The 20,776-nt window shown below is 23.9% G+C and carries 15 protein-coding genes and 1 pseudogene; 2 read left to right on the top strand and 14 right to left on the bottom strand.

Annotated elements, in window-relative coordinates; translation table 11 throughout:
• Window positions 1–100 precede the first annotated feature (100 nt).
• The 7 genes from srtB to HMPREF1092_RS03485 form a co-directional block, all read right to left on the bottom strand.
• A complete protein-coding gene (srtB, locus tag HMPREF1092_RS03510) occupies window positions 101–982 on the bottom strand; it encodes a class B sortase (RefSeq protein ID WP_002597227.1) in 882 nt (293 codons plus the stop codon).
• A 136-nt stretch (window positions 983–1,118) separates the two neighbouring features.
• Window positions 1,119–7,595 (bottom strand): SpaA isopeptide-forming pilin-related protein, encoded by a 6,477-nt coding sequence (locus tag HMPREF1092_RS03505; RefSeq protein ID WP_002597226.1) that lies wholly within the window; start codon window positions 7,593–7,595, stop codon window positions 1,119–1,121.
• Window positions 7,596–8,092: 497 nt separating this feature from the next.
• Window positions 8,093–8,944, bottom strand: coding sequence for an ATP-binding cassette domain-containing protein (locus HMPREF1092_RS03500; RefSeq protein ID WP_002597225.1), 852 nt, complete (start codon window positions 8,942–8,944; stop codon window positions 8,093–8,095).
• 239 nt (window positions 8,945–9,183) lie between these two features.
• Window positions 9,184–9,468, bottom strand: coding sequence for a hypothetical protein (locus HMPREF1092_RS03495; protein WP_002597224.1), 285 nt, complete (start codon window positions 9,466–9,468; stop codon window positions 9,184–9,186).
• Window positions 9,469–9,558: 90 nt separating this feature from the next.
• Window positions 9,559–9,867: a nucleoside triphosphate pyrophosphohydrolase gene (locus HMPREF1092_RS03490; RefSeq protein ID WP_002597223.1), complete on the bottom strand. Its 309-nt coding sequence runs from the start codon at window positions 9,865–9,867 to the stop codon at window positions 9,559–9,561.
• A 34-nt stretch (window positions 9,868–9,901) separates the two neighbouring features.
• Window positions 9,902–10,288 (bottom strand): hypothetical protein, encoded by a 387-nt coding sequence (locus tag HMPREF1092_RS17740; protein WP_002597222.1) that lies wholly within the window; start codon window positions 10,286–10,288, stop codon window positions 9,902–9,904.
• A gap of 44 nt (window positions 10,289–10,332) precedes the next feature.
• Window positions 10,333–12,276: a DEAD/DEAH box helicase family protein gene (locus tag HMPREF1092_RS03485; protein WP_002597221.1), complete on the bottom strand. Its 1,944-nt coding sequence runs from the start codon at window positions 12,274–12,276 to the stop codon at window positions 10,333–10,335.
• A gap of 576 nt (window positions 12,277–12,852) precedes the next feature.
• Between HMPREF1092_RS03485 and HMPREF1092_RS03480 the strand changes: the two genes are divergently transcribed.
• Window positions 12,853–13,467 carry a helix-turn-helix domain-containing protein gene (locus HMPREF1092_RS03480; RefSeq protein WP_002597220.1) on the top strand — a complete coding sequence of 205 codons (615 nt, stop codon included), beginning with the start codon at window positions 12,853–12,855 and terminating at the stop codon, window positions 13,465–13,467.
• Between the two features lie 71 nt (window positions 13,468–13,538).
• On the opposite strand, the gene HMPREF1092_RS17085 is transcribed toward HMPREF1092_RS03480, so the two are convergent.
• The 3 genes from HMPREF1092_RS17085 to HMPREF1092_RS16425 all read right to left on the bottom strand — a co-directional run bounded on the left by HMPREF1092_RS17085 (window position 13,539) and on the right by HMPREF1092_RS16425 (window position 17,107).
• A complete protein-coding gene (locus tag HMPREF1092_RS17085; protein ID WP_002597219.1) occupies window positions 13,539–13,676 on the bottom strand; it encodes a hypothetical protein in 138 nt (45 codons plus the stop codon).
• 145 nt (window positions 13,677–13,821) lie between these two features.
• Window positions 13,822–14,838, bottom strand: a complete 1,017-nt coding sequence (locus tag HMPREF1092_RS03475; protein WP_002597218.1) for a hypothetical protein — start codon at window positions 14,836–14,838, stop codon at window positions 13,822–13,824.
• Window positions 14,839–15,403: 565 nt separating this feature from the next.
• Window positions 15,404–17,107 carry an N-acetylmuramoyl-L-alanine amidase gene (locus HMPREF1092_RS16425; RefSeq protein ID WP_002597217.1) on the bottom strand — a complete coding sequence of 568 codons (1,704 nt, stop codon included), beginning with the start codon at window positions 17,105–17,107 and terminating at the stop codon, window positions 15,404–15,406.
• 124 nt (window positions 17,108–17,231) lie between these two features.
• On the opposite strand from HMPREF1092_RS16425, the gene HMPREF1092_RS03465 reads away from it, so the two are divergent.
• Complete coding sequence (locus HMPREF1092_RS03465) at window positions 17,232–18,047, top strand: choline/ethanolamine kinase family protein (RefSeq protein WP_002597216.1); 816 nt, start codon at window positions 17,232–17,234, stop codon at window positions 18,045–18,047.
• Between the two features lie 133 nt (window positions 18,048–18,180).
• Here HMPREF1092_RS03465 and HMPREF1092_RS03460 read toward each other — a convergent pair whose 3' ends face one another.
• The 4 genes and pseudogenes from HMPREF1092_RS03460 to deoB form a co-directional block, all read right to left on the bottom strand.
• Window positions 18,181–18,381: a hypothetical protein gene (locus tag HMPREF1092_RS03460; protein ID WP_002597215.1), complete on the bottom strand. Its 201-nt coding sequence runs from the start codon at window positions 18,379–18,381 to the stop codon at window positions 18,181–18,183.
• Complete coding sequence (locus HMPREF1092_RS03455; RefSeq protein WP_002597214.1) at window positions 18,371–19,000, bottom strand: hypothetical protein; 630 nt, start codon at window positions 18,998–19,000, stop codon at window positions 18,371–18,373. Before HMPREF1092_RS03455 ends, HMPREF1092_RS03460 begins: the two co-directional genes overlap by 11 nt.
• Window positions 19,001–19,143: 143 nt before the next feature.
• Window positions 19,144–19,299, bottom strand: coding sequence for a zinc-ribbon domain-containing protein (locus HMPREF1092_RS03450; RefSeq protein ID WP_002597213.1), 156 nt, complete (start codon window positions 19,297–19,299; stop codon window positions 19,144–19,146).
• 266 nt (window positions 19,300–19,565) lie between these two features.
• Window positions 19,566–20,756 (bottom strand): annotated as a pseudogene (deoB, locus tag HMPREF1092_RS03445) (phosphopentomutase).
• Window positions 20,757–20,776 lie beyond the last annotated feature (20 nt).

The raw sequence follows: 20,776 nt of genomic DNA, 5'->3' as shown, positions 1-20,776 counted from the left end.
TTTATTAAAAACTATTTTATTAGACAAAATTATAAATAATATTTTTATAAAAGCTTAATTTATTAAAACCATAAAATAAAAAACTAGACTTAAAATAAGTCTAGTTTCTATTTCTTTTTCTTAGTTTTACATATAAAAAACCAAGTGCCATTAATATTATAACTGCTAATATTATAATTAAATAATATTCTTTAAGCATATATTCAAATTTTATTAATTTAGATGTTTTTCCGTTAGAATTTACTTTCACTAACTCTGTTTTATCTACTTTATTTTTACTAATTAATTTTGATATAATAACAAATCTTGCATTATCAAACTCATAACTACAAGTTGATAAAGTCAGCAATTTTGTATCTTCATTAACTTGAACATCTCTCCAAAAATATGCCTTTGATTTTATGTCATTAATATAATTTATAAATTCCTCTTGATTTTTAAAGTTTACTTTTAAATATGGATTGTCTGCATGAACTACTGCATCTCCAAATATTTCATATTTATATATATAATCTCCTTGAATTATATATATGTACTTATTGTTATTAAAGAAATTCGTATCTTTATATGGCCATAAACTTCCAAACATACTTCCATTTCTCATATTATGTCCAAATATCAAAATATTTCTAGAACTATTTTCATTGTATTTATTGTATATAAATAAATTTCCTTCTATACTTTCTTCATTTTTAAAATTGTGATGTAAATAATATGAATTATTATCAGTTTGAACAACAGGATAATTTACTTCAGTTCCTGGTATTTTAATCCAAAATTTATAATCACTATTTATGCTAGAAAGTTCTTTTTCTTTATTTAATAAATTTTCATTTGGCTTTTGGATTTCCATTATCTTTTGAATATTACTATTTTCTTTATTAGCTTTATAATAATCAATTTGTTTTACTGCTATTTTGTAGAAACAAAGCACTATAATTAAAACTAAAATTACATTTAATATATTCTTAATTAACTTCATATAAAACCTCCTTTTCTATTTAACCATTTATTTTATATTAATTGAAAAGAAAAGAGCTCATTTATCAAAAATTTAATATTTTGAAATGAGCTCTTTTTTGAATTTTAATTTTAAATATCAATATTTTAAAATGTTACTATAATTTTGCTTTATCCTTAGTTTGTTTCCTATTAATAACTACTAATCCTATTACGGCTCCAAGTAAAACTAAAACTATTGGCAATTCACTTTTATCTCCAGTTTTAGGGCTTTCTGATGAATTATTTATATTAGTATTAGTATTATTTATATTGTTACTTATATCTTTATTAACTTCTTTATTTTTTACATTCTCTTTAGTTTGTTTATTATTTTGCTTATTATTTAATTTATTATTAGTAACATTATGATTAACTATTTTATTAGTATCAATTAAACTATCTTTAAAAGTTAAATAATTAATCATTTTAGCATTCTCACTGTTTATAGTTACAGTTTGAATTTTATCATTTAAATTATATCCCTTAGGTGCTTTTATTTCTTTTACTTCATAAGTTCCCCAAGCTAATCCTGTTAAACTTACAGCACCTTCTTTATCTGTAGTCACTACTTTGTTAAAGCCATTTGGTCCTGTTACATCAAAAGTAGCTCCTTCTAATTTCTTAGTTCCATCCATATTAGTCTTAGTTATATTTATTTGACCTAAGATTTTATTATCAGTAAATATTACATCTTGTAATTTGCTTACATCAGATGAATCTATAACTACTTTTTGTTCTTCTTTACTTACTAAATATCCTTGAGGTGCAATAATTTCTTTTATAGTATATGTTCCCCAAGCTAATCCACTTATACTAACATTACCATCTTTTCCTGTAGTTATAGCTCTATTAAAGCCATTTGGTCCTGTTATATCAAAAGTAGCACCTGCTAATTTTTCTTTATTAGCTCCTTCTTTAGTAATTTTTATGCTTCCAGTAATTTGTCCATCAGCAATAACAATATTTTGACTTACATTTGCATTATTAGAATCAATTTTAACTGTATAATCATTAGGGTTTAAGTTATATCCTAATGGAGCCTTAGTTTCTTTAATTGTATAAGTTCCCCATTGTAAATTATTTAAACTTGCAACTCCATTTTTATTTGTAGTTACAACTTCTTTAAATCCATTTGGTCCACTTATAGTAAATTGTGCTCCTTCTAACTTAACTCCGTCTTTTCCTATTTTAGTTATATTTAATTGTCCTAATATTTGAACATCATTAAATGTTAAACTTTGTACTTGTGAAACATCTGCTGAATTTATTGTTACAGATTGTGTTTTATCACTTAATTTATATCCTAATGGTGCTTTTATTTCTTTTACTTCATAAGTTCCCCATGGAAGATTATTTAATGATGCTATACCATTTTTATTTGTAATTATAACTTTATTAAAGTTATTTTCTCCTGTTATTTGGAATTCTGCTCCTGCAAGCTTAACTCCATCTTTTCCTAACTTAGTTACTTCTAAGTTTCCTGTCATTCTTACATCTTCAAATGATAAGCTTTGTATTTTTTCAACATTAGTTGAATTTATATGTATAACCTTTGATGAACTATCAAGTAAATAACCTTGAGGTGCTTTAACTTCTTTTACTGTATAAATTCCCCATTGTAAGTTATCTAAACTTGCAACTCCATCTTTGTTCGTTGTCACAATTTTATTAAAACCATTTGGTCCACTTACTGTAAACTCTGCTCCTTCAAGTTTCACTCCATCTTTTCCTGTCTTAGTTATATTTAACTTACCTAAGATTTGAGTATCATTAAATGTTAAATCTTGTACTTGACTAACACTTTCATTTGTCACTTGAACAGTTTTTATTTCATTATTTAAGTTATATCCTAATGGAGCTTTGGTTTCTTGAACTTTGTAAGTTCCCCATTGTAAATTTTCTAAACTTGCAACTCCATTTTTATTTGTAGTCACAACTTCCTTAAATCCATTTGGTCCACTTACTGTAAATTCAGCTCCTTTAAGTTTCACTCCATCTTTTCCTATTTTAGTTATATTTAATTTACCTAGGATTTGAGTATCATTAAATGTTAAACTTTGTATTTGACCAACACTTGCATTTGTTACTTGAACAGTTTGAACTTCATTATTTAAGTTATATCCTAATGGAGCCTTAGTTTCTTTAATTGTATAAGTTCCCCATTGTAAATTTTCTAAACTTGCAACTCCATTTTTATTTGTAGTCACAACTTCTTTAAATCCATTGGGTCCACTTACTGTAAACTCTGCTCCTTCAAGTTTTACTCCATCTTTTCCTGTCTTAATTATATTTAACTCACCTAAGATTTGAGTATCATTAAATGTTAAACTTTGCACTTGTGAAACATCTTCTGAATTTATTGTTACAGATTGTGTTTTATCACTTAATTTATATCCTAATGGTGCTTTAGTCTCTTTAATTGTATAAGTACCCCAAGGAAGATTATTTAAAGTAGCTACTCCATTTATATCTGTTGTTATAACTTTTTTAAAGTTATTTTCTCCAGTTATAGTAAACTCTGCTCCTGCAAGCTTCGCTCCGTCTTTTCCTAGCTTAGTTACTTTTATACTTCCATTTAATTTTGCATCTGTAAATATTAAGTTTTGATTTAACTTAACATTACTTGCATTTACTTCTACTTTTTGTGGCTTATTATTTAATTCATATCCTTGTGGTGCCTTAACTTCTTTAATTGTATAAGTACCCCAAGGTAAACCACTTAAACTAATACTTCCATTGTCTCCTGTTGTAACTTCTCTATCAAATCCATTTGGTCCTGTTATTTCAAAAACAGCTCCTGATAATTTTTCTTTATTTGGACCTTCTTTTGTAATAGTTAAACTTCCTGTTTCTTGTCCATCAACAACTGTTATGTTTTGAATATTTGAAACATCAGTTGAATTTATAACTATAGATTGAGTGTTTTCATTTAATTTATAACCTTGTGGTGCTTTAGTTTCTTGAACTTTGTAAGTTCCCCATTGTAAGTTATCTAAACTTGCAACTCCATCTTTGTTCGTTGTCACAATTTTATTAAACCCATTTGGTCCTGTTACATCAAATTCTGCTCCTTCAAGTTTTACCCCATCTTTTCCTATTTTAGTTATATCTAATTTACCTAAAACTTGAGTATCATTAAATGTTAAATCTTGTACTTGACCAACACTTGCATTTGTTACTTGAACAGTTTGAACTTCATTATTTAAGTTATATCCTTCTGGAGCTTTAGTTTCTTGTACTTTATAAGTTCCCCATTGTAAATTTTCTAAACTTGCAACACCATTTTTATCTGTTGTTACAATTTTATTAAATCCATTTGGTCCTATAACTTTAAATTCTGCTCCAGATAATCTAGACCCATTTACTCCAGTTTTAAATATACTTAACTGACCTAAAATTTGTGAATCATTAAATACTAAACTTTGTAATTGTGAAGCATCTTCTGAATTAATCTTTATACTTTCAACTTCATTACTTAGTTTATATCCAATTGGCGCTTTAGTTTCTTGTACTTTGTAAGTTCCCCATTGTAAATTTTCTAAACTTGCAACTCCATCTTTGTTTGTAGTCACAACTTCTTTAAATCCATTTGGTCCACTTACTGTGAATTCTGCTCCTGCAAGCTTAATTCCATTTTCTCCAATTTTATTTATATTTAATCTTCCTAAAACTTGTGAGTCATTGAATGTTAAACTTTGTACTTGTCCAACACTTGAACTTGTTACTTGAACAGTTTGAACTTCATTATTTAAGTTATATCCTTCTGGTGCCTTTGTTTCTTGGACTTTATAAGTTCCCCATTGTAAATTATCTAAATTTGCAACTCCATTTTTATCTGTAGTTACAACTTCCTTAAATCCATTTGGTCCACTTACTGTAAACTCTGCTCCTGCAAGTTTTACTCCATCTTTCCCTGTCTTAGTTATATTTAACTTCCCTAATATTTGAGTATCATTAAAAATGATATTTTGTGTATTTTCACAATTTTGCGAATTTATTATTACAGATTGTATTTTATTACTTAATTTATATCCAATAGGAGCTTTTACCTCTTGTATATTATAAGTTCCCCATTGTAGATTTTCTAAATTTGCGACTCCATTTGTATCTGTTGTCACAATTTTACTAAATCCATTAGGTCCTGTAACTTTAAATTCTGCTCCATTAAGTTTTACTCCATTAGAGCCTATTTTAGTTATTAATAATTTTCCTAGTACTTCACTATCTTTTACAGTAAACTCTTGATTATCTTCTCCTCCAAAAGCAACTGTGAAAGTTTTTGTGTAATTACTATTTACATATCCTATTGGAGCTTTTACCTCTTTAATAGTATATGTTCCTGGATATAAGTCTGCAGTTGCAATACCATTCTCTCCTGTAGTAATAGTTTTTATTACTTGTCCATTAGAATTTGTTATTGTAAATTCTGCTCCTTTAAGAGTTTTATTAGTCTCTATTGAAAGCTTTTTAACTGTAATTTTAGAAGTCAATTCATTATCATAAATATTTCCTAAATTAACAGTAGTACCTATATCCTCACTTGTTATTTTAAATTGTATTTTATCTTTACTTAATTCATAACCTTTAGGTGCTTTTATTTCTTTTAAATAATAATCACCTGGTTCTTTAATCTGACCTGTCAATTCCCCATTTGCATTTGACGTTACATCATAAAGAAGTTTATTATTAGTCGCGGAGTATACCCCATATACTGCACTCTCTAATTTTTGATTATTATTTTCTGCATTTTCTTTAACGGCTGTAAATGCATATCCTTTTTTAGTATTTACCTTATTTGTATTATATCCATTTACTTGAGCTTGATTGTATATAGTCGTTCCACCTTTAAAATCTGCTAAAGAACAATTCAATTTTACAACAGCTGACTGACCAGCTATAAATGATGTTCCTGAATTAGTTGCAATAACTGTGTTTCCTTCAACTTTATAAGTAAATCCTTGTGGAACTTCTACACTTTCTAACTTAATTCCTTTAGCTAAAGAATCTTTTATAGTTATATAATTCTTAGGATAAAATCCATATGCTTTAACATGTATTTGATATTGAACATCTGGATTTTCTCCTTCAATAAGTGTAGCCTTATTAACTGTTTTCCAAGCTTGTATTGCTCCTGATGAACTTGTATAAGTTGAAGTAGCTGATGAACTTGATTTCATACTATTATAAGAAAAAGTCGCATTATTAGTTATACTTGCTTGAAGCTTAGTAACTTTAGTGTTATACCAAAACATAAACTTATATGCTGTATTTCCTAAATCAGCCTCTATAGTATTAGTTTTTAGATTATAATACAAAGTTCCATCAGGATCTTGGAAACTTTGTATTGTTTTAACACTTCCATCTTTATTTATTTCATATATATTTAACTTAAATGCAGCCCCTCCATTAACATCTGAAACTGAATAATTAAATACTTTATTCATATCAGGATCTAATTCTAATCCTTCTGGAAGTTTATCAATTAATTTTGCATTTTGTAACCTATTATAACTTGGATTAATCTCTAAGGTATATTCGATATTATCTCCAATATTACTAAAAGTCTCTTGATTACTCCATTTATGAATCATATTCTCTTTCTGCTCTGGTGTTATTTTAGGTGGTAAAGTATTTATAGTTACATCTGCTGTCGAATTATAATTATTTAAATAGGCTGTATTGCTTATTTTGTAATTTTCTTTACTATTTGCAAATTGTAAAGGAATTTCTGCTGAATAATCTAAATAATAAATTGTATTAGGTTTAAAACCACTCATAATTATTTTATTATTATCATCACTAAATTTTATAGTTTTTCCCAATTCACTTGTTAAATTATGCATTCCATGATCGAATGAAAATATCATAATGCTATCAGGATTTAACTGTAATCCTTCTGGCATTTTATCAGTAAAATTAATATTTCCATTCATATCTGTAGTATTTATTTCTACTTCATATGATAATGTGTTATTTGATCCATTTAAATCAGGTATAATCATACTCTTATTTCCTTCAACAGTTTTTATTATATGTTGAAGTGGAACATTTCCTGTTTCACCTTTATTATCTGATGAATCAGACTTAGGTGGAGTTGGTATATATGGTTTTTCCACATTTATTTTAATTGTATGAGTTGTACCATCTACATTTAAAGGCTCATTAATTGTAGTATCTTCTTTATCATTTTTTAGTTGTGCACCTATAGTCAAAAAAGCATTTAACATAGTAGTTGCAGCTTGTTTAGCTATAAGTGTTAATTCATTTCCTTTTCTCTCAATATCAAAGAATTTACTTATATTTGATGTATCAAGACTTAAATTTGAAAATACTTTTGGCAATTGTATAGTGATTTTATCTCCAGCTTTAACAGGAACATTATAGCTAGGTTGTATATCAAATTTTAAACTTAATGTACTGCCATTTGCAATATTTAATGTCCCTAAGTTATCTACAGAACTACCATTAATTGTTGTAGATACATTAAAAGGATTTAATGTATCTGCATATGCCTCTACAGGAATTACATTTCCTAAAATCGTAAAAAAGAAAAATATAAGCGTTACATACGACAAAACCTTATTGAACTTCAAGTTTGTTACCTCCAAATTTTATTTTTTTTAGTAACACTTTAAGCAATAAGATATTTAATTAAAATTCATCCCTAAAGGAGTTATATATTAAAAAATAAAAATTTCTATATGATAACTACTGAATTTATTAAAATACATATGAATTATCTCACATTCTGTAAATGCAAAACAATATTATTTACTATTATTAACAAATTGTTTTCTTTAATCTTTACTCTATTATATGTATTTTTTTATTAATTAATAGAATATATATTTTATTAATTAATAAATAATATTAAATTTGTAAATATAGATTAAAATTTTATATAAATGTAAATTTCAATATATATTTACAAAGGTAAATTTTCATTTACAATTTATACATTATTTTTATTATATAAATATTTATATAATAAAAAAATACTACAATATAAAATATGTGTAGTATTTTTATAACCTTTACTTTTTAACTATTTAAAATATAAAATAAAAATTTATTATTACATATTAATTCTTTAGTTATTAATTTTACTTTCTTTAATATTATCTCTTCTAATCTCAAGTATATCTAGATTTAATTCTAATATTCTTTTTAGTATAAAATTAAGCTCTATATCTCTTTTATTAAATTTTATGCTATTAAATCCAATTTCAATATTAATAAATTCTTTTTTTAAAATGTCTTTTATACTATCGTTTACTTGTCTTAAAAAATAAATTTCTATTTCTCCATTTGAAAATTCATCTATAATATTATAAATAAAATCATCTGAGTTAATCTTTCCATCTTTGATAAATACTACTTTATCGCAAAGCTCTTCAATATCATTTAAATTATCAGATGTTATTATAAGTGTTCTATCTTTTACATATTCAGTTAGGAAATTAATTATACTTATTCTATCTTTCATGTCTAAATTTGAAATTGGTTCATCTAAAACAACTAATTTAGGATTATTACTTAATGCTATTAGAAGTGCTACTTTTTGTTGTATTCCTCTTGAAGTATCTTTTACTTTTTTATTGAGATATTCTATTATCTCAATTTTTTTTGAAAGCTCTAAAAGCTCTTTAGTATTAAATAAATTTAAAGAAGTACATAATTCAATATTTTCTAATACTGTAAGCTCTTCATATAATCCTTTATTAGAAGGCATAAATCCAATATCTTTAGATTCTATATTTTTTATATTTACTTTGCCTTTCGTTACATTATATATATCAAGAATAACTCTTAGTAAAGTAGTTTTTCCTGAACTTATTGCTCCTACTATTCCAATTTTATCTCCTTTTCTAATTTTTAAATTTATATCTTTAAGTAAATACTTATCATTAATCTCTTTACTAACTGAAATAAGCTCTATCAAATTAATTGCCCCCTTAATATAGCTTTTTAATAGTTTAACATCTTTAGTATTAACTTTATTTTATTCTATAAAAACACATTATTTTTTAATAAAAACTGTAAAAAACTAAATTATTACTTTTTATTAAATATAACTATATTTTTATAATATTTTAATTTTCTAAATTAACATCAAGTTTTATATTTATAAAAAATACCTACTTTAAAAAGTAGGTATTTTTAATTAAAACTATTTAACTTCTATTGTTTAAGAAATTCTTTTATATTATATATATCTTTTCTTGATAAATAATGTCTAATGTCAAATACACTTTTATCTCCATTTAAGAAATTTTCAAATTTGTTTTTTATAAGATCTACTATTTCTTTTTTCTCATCTGAATTTGAAATTTCTTCTAGTTTTATAGCCACCACACTATCATCTAAACTAGCAACTAATTCCTCGCCTCTCCAATAAAATTCAACTTTAAAAATCTTATCAAGATTAATAAAATTACATTCTTTTGAATCATAAAACCACTTCATATTATCCCATCCTTTACCATAATATAACATAATTATATCAAATTTCAGTTCTATAATTCAATATATTTCCATATATTTTAATAAATATATCTAATTAACTTCTTCTAAAATTATTCCTTTTTTGAAACCTCCTCTTAATTTCAATTTTTCATTTCTTTTTTCTATTAAATCTTTTTCTGTATATCCTAAGGAGTCTGCTAATCCAAATAATACTTCCATTACATCTGCTAATTCTTCTAAATTCTTATCTTGAAAATATTCATTTACTTCCTCTTGTAATTTATTTTCTAAATAAATTTCTTTTTCTTTTCCTTCTACTATTTTTGTTTTACATTTTTTATTATCAGCTTGTATTATTTCAGGTATTAAATCTCTAACTAATTTATTATATTTTTTCATTTTTCACCTCGTATATATTTTTATCCATAATATATTATTCTATATTTTTTAGTCCTCTATTTTTATAATATTCTAAAACTCTCATTTCTATTGAATCTATAAAATTATCTTTAAATAAATTATCTTTAATTAAGTTTTTATAAGGTTCTTTTATTTTAAAAACTCCTTTTTCATATTCAAAAAATTCTTCCCCACTTTTAATCAAATATTTTATAGGCATTTCTTTAGCTTTCTTTATATATCTATCTCTATTCCACTCAATTTCTTTATTATTTTTTGAATCTATTATATCTATCTTATTTGAAGCTTTTGAATAGAACTCTTTCATTGAAATATAAATATCATTCTCATCAATCTCACCTTTCATTATCCCATTATTATATATTCCTAATAATATTGGCATTTTATATGTTTTTGACATTAATGTTGTTTCTATATAATTTATTAATTTATAACCATCAGAATTTAAAAGTAAATTTCCCCATCTATTCCTTTTATAAATTCAACTCTTCTTGGTCTATGTCCTAACTCTTCTTTTATCCTAAAATATTCTTCTTTAACTAAGTCTTTTATCTTAATATCTTTTGATAATAACCTTTTATAAATATCAACTAACTCAAAATCAAAATCTACAATACAGTCTTCAGGATATTCAAATTCATTAGGATTGTTTCCTTTTTCATTACATTTTCTTTTCCCACCGATCAAACTTGGTATCATATCTGCCTTTTTATAATTTCCTATAAAATCTAGCACATTAACATATTTTTTATTCTTATCTAATCTTAATCCTCTTCCTAACTGCTGTAAAAATATTGTAGAAGATTCAGTTGGACGTAAAAACATTACCATATCTAAAGTTTTTATATCTACTCCTTCATTGAACATATCAACTGAAAAGATTATTTGTATATTTCCATTTACTAATTTTTTTATAGCTTCACTTCTATTTATACTATTTTCCCCTACTCCACTATATACAGCACATGCTTTTACCCCATTTTCATTAAAATATTTTGCCATATATTCTGCATGATTTTTAGATGAACAAAATCCAATACATTGTTTTGAATTATATTTTTTATAATGTTTTAAAATAAGATTAGCTCTTTTATCTATCATTAAAGATTTTTCTAATTCTTTTTCATTATATCTTCCTCTATTTAAATTTATATTATCATAATTTACAGAGTCATCATATATTCCATAATATCTAAATGGACATAAATATCCTTTATTTATAGCTTCAGTAAGCCTTATTTCATATGCTATATTATAATCACAAATTTGAAATACATCTTTATTATCCATTCTTTCTGGAGTAGCTGTTATTCCTAATAAAAATTTTGGTTTAAAGTAATTTATTATATTAATATAATTTTTATTTACTGCATGATGAAATTCATCAATTACTATATAATCAAAATAATCTCTACTAAAATAATTTTCATTCAAATATTCTTTTTTCCCTAAAGTTTGTACTGACGCAAAAAGTCCATCTACATTTAAATCTCTTGTATTTCCTCTAAAAAATCCTGTTTTAAAATTTTCTCTCACATTTTTAAAAATAATTTCTGCTTGATTTAATATTTCCTCTCTATGGGCTACAAATAAAACTTTTTCATATTTTAAAGAGTCAAAGGCTGCTAAATATGTTTTTCCTATTCCTGTTGATGCAACAACAATTCCCTTATCCATTCCTTCATCTCTAAGCTTATTTAAGCCTGATAATGCTTCTATCTGTGCTCCTCTAGGAGAAAATATATTAATTACTTTTTCTTTTTCTACCTCTTCTTCAATTTCTTTAACACTATAAACCTTTGGTTTTTTCCATTGTCTTGAATAATTTTTCAATTCATTTTCATTTAAAACTATAGAATTATTTAAAAATAAATCTTCAAAAGCATAACAAAAATATTTAAAATCCTCTATATTATCTTCTTTTTTTAATCTATAATTCCACTCTATACCTTTTGTTAATGCAGATAATGAAATATTAGATGAACCTATAAATATTTCTCCACCTCCATCTTCATAATGAAAAATATATGCTTTAGGATGAAATGACCTTTTTGAATCTGCATAAAATCTCATATCACATTTACTTTTCAAAATATCCTTCATAAGATATAAAGCGGAAGGTTCTGTTATGCCTAAATAATTTCCAGTTAGAATTCTTATTTTAACTCCATTATTTTTTGCTAATTCTAAATCATTTTTTAGTAATTTTACTCCCGTTTCTCTTAAAAATGCTACAATTATATCTATTTTTTTTGCTTTTAAAAAACATTCACTAAGTCTGTTTATAAAGAAATCTTTATCTCCACCTAAAATACAATTTTCATTAAAAACAATTTCTTTCTCTTTAATTATTGTTTTTACTGTATTTTCTTTTAATTTTTCACTCACTATTAATCACTTACCCTTCATGATGAACTAATTGATTCTTCACTCTTCTTTATTCTCCTTTATTATTTTCTATATTTTTTATATATTAGGATAATATGTATTATTGTTTTGCCACTATAATAACCTACTTTTATCCTAACATTATATCCATCAGAATTAATTTTTTCTTTAATAAAATTTTATTTTTTCCGATTTATACATAAATTTCAGAGGCTATTTTATTTTTTAAAATATAATTTTTTTATTATAAATACAAAATAAATATTCTAAATTCTCCCTCTTTTCATATAAATACATTTTTATTTTAGCATTTTATATTTCTTTATGTCTCTATAAGTTGTAAGAAACTTATAAACTTAGTTTATATACTTTCAAATTAAATTATCATTACATATTTATTTGTTATCCAATCTATTAATAATTAATGTATTTTTCTCTATTTAATTCACTTAATCTCAGTTTAAATTTTCTTTTAAATAAAACATTTTATACGTTGACTACGTACTTTTTATATTATAAAATGTTATTAACATATTTACATTTTATGTAATTTATTTATATTTTTAGGAGGTTCATATGGTTAAAAGAAATAATTCTATTTACAACAAAAATTTAATTACTACAGAAATTATAAAGAAAGCTAAAGAAGGAGATAAATATTGTAGAGAACTAATTATTAATGCATACTATCCTCTTTGTATTTCTCTCATAAGAAAATATCATAATATTTATAGTCATACAGATGAAGATTTATTGCAGCATTGCAATCTTAGTATTTTAAATGCTATTTATAAGTTTAGACTTGATGGTTGTTTTCCTCTCTATATAAAAAAAACTCTTTCTAATAATTTAGCTTTATTATGTAAGAAAAATCCCTCTGATAATGCTCCTGTAAGTTTAAATTCTTATGCAAAAGATTGTGATTGTGAGATCATAGATTTGATACCTGACGATAATATTTTAATTGAAGATTTATTTATACAAGAATTTTCTGAGAATACAATATTAAGTGCAATTGAATATTTAGATTTTGAAGAAAAAAGACTTTGTAAATTTCTTATTTCTACAGATTTAAAATGTCCATTAAAAAGATATTCTGAAATTTATAACATTCCTTATCATAAATGTCGATATACTAAAAAAAAGATTAATTTAAAACTTAAAAATATTTTAAACAATCTTTCTAAATAATTTATATTAAAGTCATTATAGTTTCTACCTGTAATGACTTTTTATCTATATTTTATTATAACTTTTTGCTTCTATTCATTACTTAATATTTTTGCATTTTCTATTTCTCTATTATGTTTATTTATATTATGATTTATAATTAATATTGATAAAATAATACATAAAACTATAATAATAATTCCACCTGCCAATTTCCTTTTACTTATCATTAATCCACCTACTTTTTAAAAATAATTACATATTCATATACAATTATCTTATTATTTTTATAGCTTTTATGTCATTTATATTAATTAATACTTTGTTTACAAAAAAGTGAAACTAAAAATTCCTTTCGTTTCACTTTTTATATTATTATATTAATTTATCTAAATCTGATATTATTTTTTCCGCAATGTCTACACATGCTTCTAATTTTTCTTTTGTCTTAATTTCTTCTATTCTTCCAAGAGTCATATGTGTACCTATAGCATGACTTGTCTTTTCTATAAATAACTCATCTGTTTCATATTTATCTTTTATATCATTTATTATATTCCAAACATAATTCCTTATTTCAGATTTATATTTTGTTTCTGACACTTCTACTTTAAAAAGTAAGTAGGGTTTATTTTCATTATAATTATATTTATATCTACATGGTAATTTTGTTTCTATCATAAGATATACAAAATATTCTATTTCTTCTCCTGTAGACAATTTATATTTTTTTGATTTTCTATTCCATTCAAAGCTTATAGAATCTCCTTCTTTACTTGTGAATGTTTCCCATTTAGAATCAGATTCATTTAAGCTATCTTGCATTTCATTAAAATACCCTTCCCAAGAAAGTCTATGCCAATTACAGAAGTCTTGCTCTGTTTTATATTTTAATGTAAATTCATTTAAAAAGTTAAGGTAATCTACATATTCTCCTAACAATTCTTTATTCTTTTCTTCATAAGGCTTAATCATCTCTAAAAGTTCATCTCTGCTTAAAACGTAACAATTATCGCATCCTACTCCATATTCATGTTTATTTCCAATATGAACGTATGCAAATAATTTTTTTCTATCTAAATATTTTGTATCCTTTGAAATAATATCTCTACGCTTTTTTAAGATATTACTTTGATTTTTAGCAAATGTGATATCATCTATAGTTATCAAATAATCATCATTTATCTCTATTACTAATGAGATATTTTTATACATACTTAGTATTTGTATATTATCTATTTTTTGTATCTCGTTTCTTGATATTTTTTTTATGATTTCTATTCCTAACCCTTTTAATTCTCCCCCATAGCTTACAAAATCTAATATCCAACCAATAATTGCAGTATTTAATGCTGAGCCTCTTGCAAATCTAAAAATATTTGGTGTTTCCATGAATAGTCCTCCTAATGTATATAAAATATCTTTATATATATTATAAGCTAATATTTATTCATATTGTTTAAATTTTCACATATGTTTTTTACTATTCAATTAAGTTTTCTAATTTTTGGTTAATTTTTACCTCATTTGTTCATTTCATATCAAAATTTCCAAAATTTCTTTTCTTATCTATTTTTAAATTTTTACGGTATAAAGCTATTATCTTATATTAAATGTGAGTTATTTACTTGTATTTTTATATTTTTATTTTTTCCATATATTTTCCTTTTTTTACTATAAATATTTTAATTTTTGATCAATTATACTTTTTTTTCTATTTTCTCTCATTTAATATAATTTTTTAACATTTTATCCCAACATTTAAATTACTAAAACGGAAATTTTTAGGATTAAATTTTACATTTATTTTTTAATTTATTATCTATTATTCGTTTTATTAATTTATTATTCATTTTTATGTTAATTAGTTAATATTTATTGAAAAACGTTTTCTTTTTTTCTTCATAAATAAAGTAAGAATCTATTCTTACGGATTTTATATAATCATAATCTCAAATTAATATGTATTCTTTACATAATTCTCTATTCCTTTAACTATTGATTTTGAAAGCTTCTCTCTATAGTATTCGTTTGTTAGTTTTTCAAAAGATTTTTTATTGTCAACATATCCTACCTCTATCAGTACAGAAGGACAATGTTTTTCTAGAATTACTGTGTAATAATCCCATTTAGCACCTCTGTTATAATCACCTTCAATTCCATTAAATAAACAGTTTTCATAAGTTTTTGTAAGTTCTTTATTTATTTCTAAAGCTAAATTTTTTGAAAATGATGTATAATAATAATCCTCTGTGGCATTTAATTTTCCTCCCCCACCTGAATTATTATGTATTGAAATAAACATATCTGCATCATTTATATATGCCTCTCTTGGTCTCTCTTGAAGACTATATGCCTTTTTGGTTGTATTTAATAATATAACATTTGCTCCTAATTTTTTCAGATGTTTACTTACACTTTTTGCTATCATTCTATTTAAATCATGTTCATTTATTTTAGAAAATCCTAATGCTCCTGAATCTAAAAATCCTAGTTTATTCATTCCGTGTCCTGGGTCTATAACAATAGTCGAATTTTTTATATCCATTATTTTTTTTCTGAATCTTATATTTAAATATCCGTCTTTATCATAAAACCCATAATGCCCATAATATTTATTTTTAAGACCTAATTTTATTTCATTTTCTCCTGATTTTTTCATATCTTCAAAAATTGATTCTTTATCTATTTTTAAGTTTTCTTTTATTTTTGAATTTATCTTTCCATTTACAAATCTTATATATACAGAATTTAATATAGGAACTTCAACATTAAAGTCACTATTTTTTTCATCTTTATAAATATTACAGCTAGTTATTAAATCATATTCTCCCTTGTAATCTTCTTTTATTTTTATTGTTGAATATTTTTCACTTTCTAAAATTTCTATAGATTTTATCTCATTTTTTTCTTTCATAGTATTAAATAAATCATTTTCTTCAATACTCTTTAAATCTTCAATTCTTACTCTATATCCTGATTCTAGAATATAATACTCTTTATTATCTATTTTTACTTTATTAGTAGCACGTACTATTGTATCTTTAGGAATAGAACCCATATACTCTAAAGGCACATATGAAGTATTTTTTCCATCATATAATTTAGCAGAATAATTATCTACAACTAAATGTTCACTTATCTTATCCTCCTCTCCTATTACTATTATTTCCCCTCCATTAGCTCTTTGTGTTTTATCTTCAAGCTCTATATAAAAGTTACCAAGACTTTTTGTATATTTAGATTTATCTATATGTACAAAGGCTCTAAATTTAGAATATTTAGTTTGTCTACCAGTTAAAAATTCTTTTGTATCTACTTGAATTAAAGGATACTTCTTCCCATTAAAAAATACATTTGCTTTTTCTTTATAATGGAGTTTTACTTCAACTAATAAATCTGTTCCCCCTTCTATTCTTGCAACCTCTTTTGGAACAACAGAATCTTTAAATAACTTTTCATTTTCATTAAAAACAGTATAACTCTCGTCTTTTTCAGGACTTTTATCATCTAAAATATTTTCTTTTTTTATATTAATGCTATTTATTTCATCTGCTTTAGCAATAATAGTCGTAGAGAAAAAAGCACTAAAAGAATTACTAATTAAAATTTCTAAAATTATCGTAAGAAAAATAAATCTCTTTAGTTTTTTCTCTTTCATTTAATCCAACTCCTTAAATATAAATTTATTTCTAAACCTATATTACCCAAGCTAAAAATTTATATTACAAAAACTTTTATTATATATGATATAATACCCTTATCATAAATTTAAGGAGATTATTATGATAGATATATTTTTTAAAAATCATGAATATAAAAAGCTGGGTGGATTAAATAACAATAACTATTTAATAAACTATTTTGGGAAAAAATATGTTTTAAGGATTCCATGTAAAGAAAATAAAAATGACTTTTCAAATGAAAATTTAATATTAGAATTATTAAATAATGAAAATCTTTCTCCTAAAAAAATATATCATAACCCCGAAAGTGGAATTTTATTAAGTACATATTTAAATTCTAGCAATTTAACATTTAATGATTTTAAATCAAAAAAATTTTTAAAAGCTCTTACAAAAGAACTTAAAAAATTTCATAACATAAAAAATGATAATATAAAAACTTTTAATCCTTTTTTAGAGATACGAAGTAATATAAATAATCTTAAAAAATTAGATTTTAAATTTGATTATGATATAGATATTTTTTTAAATAAAGTTGATTTAATAGAAAAAAAATATTTAGATAATAAAAGTTTAGGACTTTGCCATAACGACTTAAATATATCAAATATTCTTTATAAAGATAATAAAGTTTATTTTATAGATTTTGAATTTTCAGGTATTTGTGATATTTATTTTGATTTAGCTACTATTTCATGGTTTTTAAATACAGATGAAAGAATGTTTTTATTAAAAAGCTACTTTGGAGAAGTAGATGGTTTTCATTTATCAAAATTATACGATTATTTATATATAGTTAAACTTTGGAATGCTTCTTGGAGTTTAAAAAAATCGTTAACAGCAAAATCAGATTATGATTATAAATTAGGAGGAAACTTAATTTTAGATAGTATAATATCTTATTCTCCATCATAAGGTATTATACTTCTTTTAAGTTTCCTCATTTTACATTTCTATTTAATTTGTTCAGTAACTTTTTTACTCTCTATATTAACTCTTTTAACTTTAAAATCTCTAGTTATTTTAAAGTTTATGTATATTAAAATTTCTATTCTTCTATATATAAATTATCTTCTAATATTTTGTTTACTAGAAGTCCTATATTTACTTCTCTAGTATCCATATAAACATCTATAATTCTGTCTGCTAAAGTTACTTCAACATATTCTATATGTGTTCCATCCTCTTCAATATAATTTATTACATCATATGTTATTATTTCTTCTTTTAATTTCTTTTTAGTTATCATATTTTCCCCCAATATTTTTTTGATTATCTTCGTATCTAACTACTTTAAATTTTCCATCCTTTTCTAAAATCTTTATTTTTAATAAAGATACTAGTTTCTCTAGACTTCTTATACTATTTATATACTTAATATTTTTTCTATCTGCAACTTTTTGTATCATTTTTATTATTTCTTCTTTATCATCTCTTTTTATTATAGTAGTTCTATTTATTATTTCTTTATTTATATATGTTAACGTAGTCCATATTTGCTCATCTGTTATCTTATTTATGTCCATTAAAACCCAAGTAAAATCTTTTCTTCTCTCTCCTTTTGGATAAGCCTTTTTAAAAAATTTAATAAATTTATTTTCTTCTTTAGGATCTTTATTTTTAACTTTTTTTCCAAGCATACTTTTTAAAGCATTTTTTAAATACATTTTTGTATTCGGTTTTACTTCTAAATTTTCAATACTATTATAAATTAAATTATAAGTTTCCTGTACTTTTTCTTCTAAAACTTCTTCATTTTTAAGAATTTTACTTAGTTCTATATATTCTAAAATATTTTTCTTTGTATTTAATTGTTTTCCATAACTCTCTCTTAAAAGTTCTTCTGCACTTAGTTTATTTATATCCATATCTTTTCTCCAATTTAAAATAATTTTTATTATATTATACAATATTATATTACCTTATTTTATTTATTTTTAATATAAAAAAAACGGATTCAAACTGAATCCGCTAAACTTCTTAATAATATAAAATTATATATAAATCTTAATTATCTTCTATTGTTTTGTTGTTTTCTTGCTCTTCTGCAATCAGCACATCTAACTGGATCATTATCGAATCCTTTTTCTTTGTAGAATTCTTGTTCTCCTACTGTAAATACGAATTCACTTCCACAATCTTTACATACTATAGTCTTATCTGTCATAATATATTCCTCCTAAATTTAAAGATTTTAATTTTGATGATAAATCCTTTTTTTAAAAGAAATATATTCCAAAACAATCTTCATTTTTATGTGCCTTATTGGCTACTATATTAGTATAACATTTTTTATATAAATACGCAAGTTTTTTTTAAAATTAATAATTTTATAGATTTTTTATTTAATTTTTTTCAATATAAATTATATTTTTAATTATAAAATATAAGAGCACTTTAATAGTTTTAAAGTGCCCTTTATATTAAAAAATTTTATTTAAGCTTTTCAAGAATTGATGAACCTATAGTTCCTTCTGGCATTTCTAATCCAAAGTTATCAGCTATAGTAGATCCTATAGTTGCAAATGTAGGAACAGTTTCTAAAATTCCATTTTCTTTCATTGATGGTGAATAAGCTAAGAATGGTACATGTTCTCTTGTATGATCTGTTCCTGTATAAGTTGGATCATTTCCATGATCTGCAGTTATTATAACTAAATCATCTTCTCTCATTCCTTTTAAGAATTCTCCAAGTTTAACATCAAATCTCTCTAATTATTCAGCATATCCTTGTGGATTTCTTCTATGTCCCCAAAGAGCATCAAAATCAACTAAATTAACAAAGCATAATCCTTCAAAATCTCTATTTTGAATTTCTATAGTTTGTTCCATTCCATGTACAGAGCTTTTTGAACTATTTCCTTCTGTTATACCTTCTCCATCAAATATATCTTTTATTTTACCAACTGAAATAACTTGGTATCCATTATCCTTTAAAACATTTAATGCTGTTCTTCCATAAGGTTTTAAAGCATAGTCATGTCTATTACTTGTTCTTTTAAATTCGCCTTTTCTTTCACCAACATATGGTCTTGCAATTATTCTTCCTACCATCCATTCTGGTTTAAGAGTTAATTCTCTTGCAATTTTACAGCATCTATATAACTCTTCTAATCCAAAAGTTTCTTCATGTCCACAAATTTGAAGAACTGAATCTGCTGAAGTATAAACTATCATATCTCCAGTTTTCATTTGATGTTCTCCAAGTTCATCTAAGATAGCTGTTCCACTTGCACTTTTATTTCCTACTATTTTATGACCTGTTCTTTTTTCTAATTCATCTAAAAGTTCTTTAGGGAAACCTGTATCAGTAAATGTTTGGAATGGTGTAGTAATATGTAACCCCATCATTTCCCAATGTCCAGTCATTGTATCTTTTCCAGTACTTGCTTCTTTCATTTTCATTTGATATCCTAATGGTTTATCAATTGCATCAACATGCTTTATCTTGTGTAAGTTAGCTAATCCTAATTTTTGTAAGTTAGGGATTTTAAAACTATCTACTGATTCTGCAATATGTCCTAATGTATCAACATTTACATCTCCATATTGTTTTGCATCTTCTAGCTCTCCAATTCCTAGTGAGTCTATTACTATAGTGAATATTCTTTTATATTTACTCATCATATTCCCCTCCAAATCTT

The organism is Clostridium thermobutyricum (assembly GCF_000371465.1).
In the GTDB taxonomy this organism is placed as follows: Bacteria; Bacillota; Clostridia; order Clostridiales; family Clostridiaceae; genus Clostridium; species Clostridium thermobutyricum.
The sequence above is the reverse complement of the archived record's forward strand: the minus strand, read 5'-3'. Positions and strand labels throughout refer to the sequence as shown.

Excerpts from the sequence above, each read along its gene's own strand:
- srtB (WP_002597227.1), bottom strand. The coding sequence starts at position 982 with ATGAAGTTAATTAAGAATATATTAAATGTAATTTTAGTTTTAATTATA.
- HMPREF1092_RS03495 (WP_002597224.1), bottom strand. The coding sequence starts at position 9,468 with ATGAAGTGGTTTTATGATTCAAAAGAATGTAATTTTATTAATCTTGAT.
- HMPREF1092_RS03490 (WP_002597223.1), bottom strand. The coding sequence starts at position 9,867 with ATGAAAAAATATAATAAATTAGTTAGAGATTTAATACCTGAAATAATA.
- HMPREF1092_RS17740 (WP_002597222.1), bottom strand. The coding sequence starts at position 10,288 with ATGTCAAAAACATATAAAATGCCAATATTATTAGGAATATATAATAAT.
- HMPREF1092_RS03480 (WP_002597220.1), top strand. The coding sequence starts at position 12,853 with ATGGTTAAAAGAAATAATTCTATTTACAACAAAAATTTAATTACTACA.
- HMPREF1092_RS17085 (WP_002597219.1), bottom strand. The coding sequence starts at position 13,676 with ATGATAAGTAAAAGGAAATTGGCAGGTGGAATTATTATTATAGTTTTA.
- HMPREF1092_RS03475 (WP_002597218.1), bottom strand. The coding sequence starts at position 14,838 with ATGGAAACACCAAATATTTTTAGATTTGCAAGAGGCTCAGCATTAAAT.
- HMPREF1092_RS16425 (WP_002597217.1), bottom strand. The coding sequence starts at position 17,107 with ATGAAAGAGAAAAAACTAAAGAGATTTATTTTTCTTACGATAATTTTA.
- HMPREF1092_RS03465 (WP_002597216.1), top strand. The coding sequence starts at position 17,232 with ATGATAGATATATTTTTTAAAAATCATGAATATAAAAAGCTGGGTGGA.
- HMPREF1092_RS03460 (WP_002597215.1), bottom strand. The coding sequence starts at position 18,381 with ATGATAACTAAAAAGAAATTAAAAGAAGAAATAATAACATATGATGTA.
- HMPREF1092_RS03455 (WP_002597214.1), bottom strand. The coding sequence starts at position 19,000 with ATGGATATAAATAAACTAAGTGCAGAAGAACTTTTAAGAGAGAGTTAT.
- HMPREF1092_RS03450 (WP_002597213.1), bottom strand. The coding sequence starts at position 19,299 with ATGACAGATAAGACTATAGTATGTAAAGATTGTGGAAGTGAATTCGTA.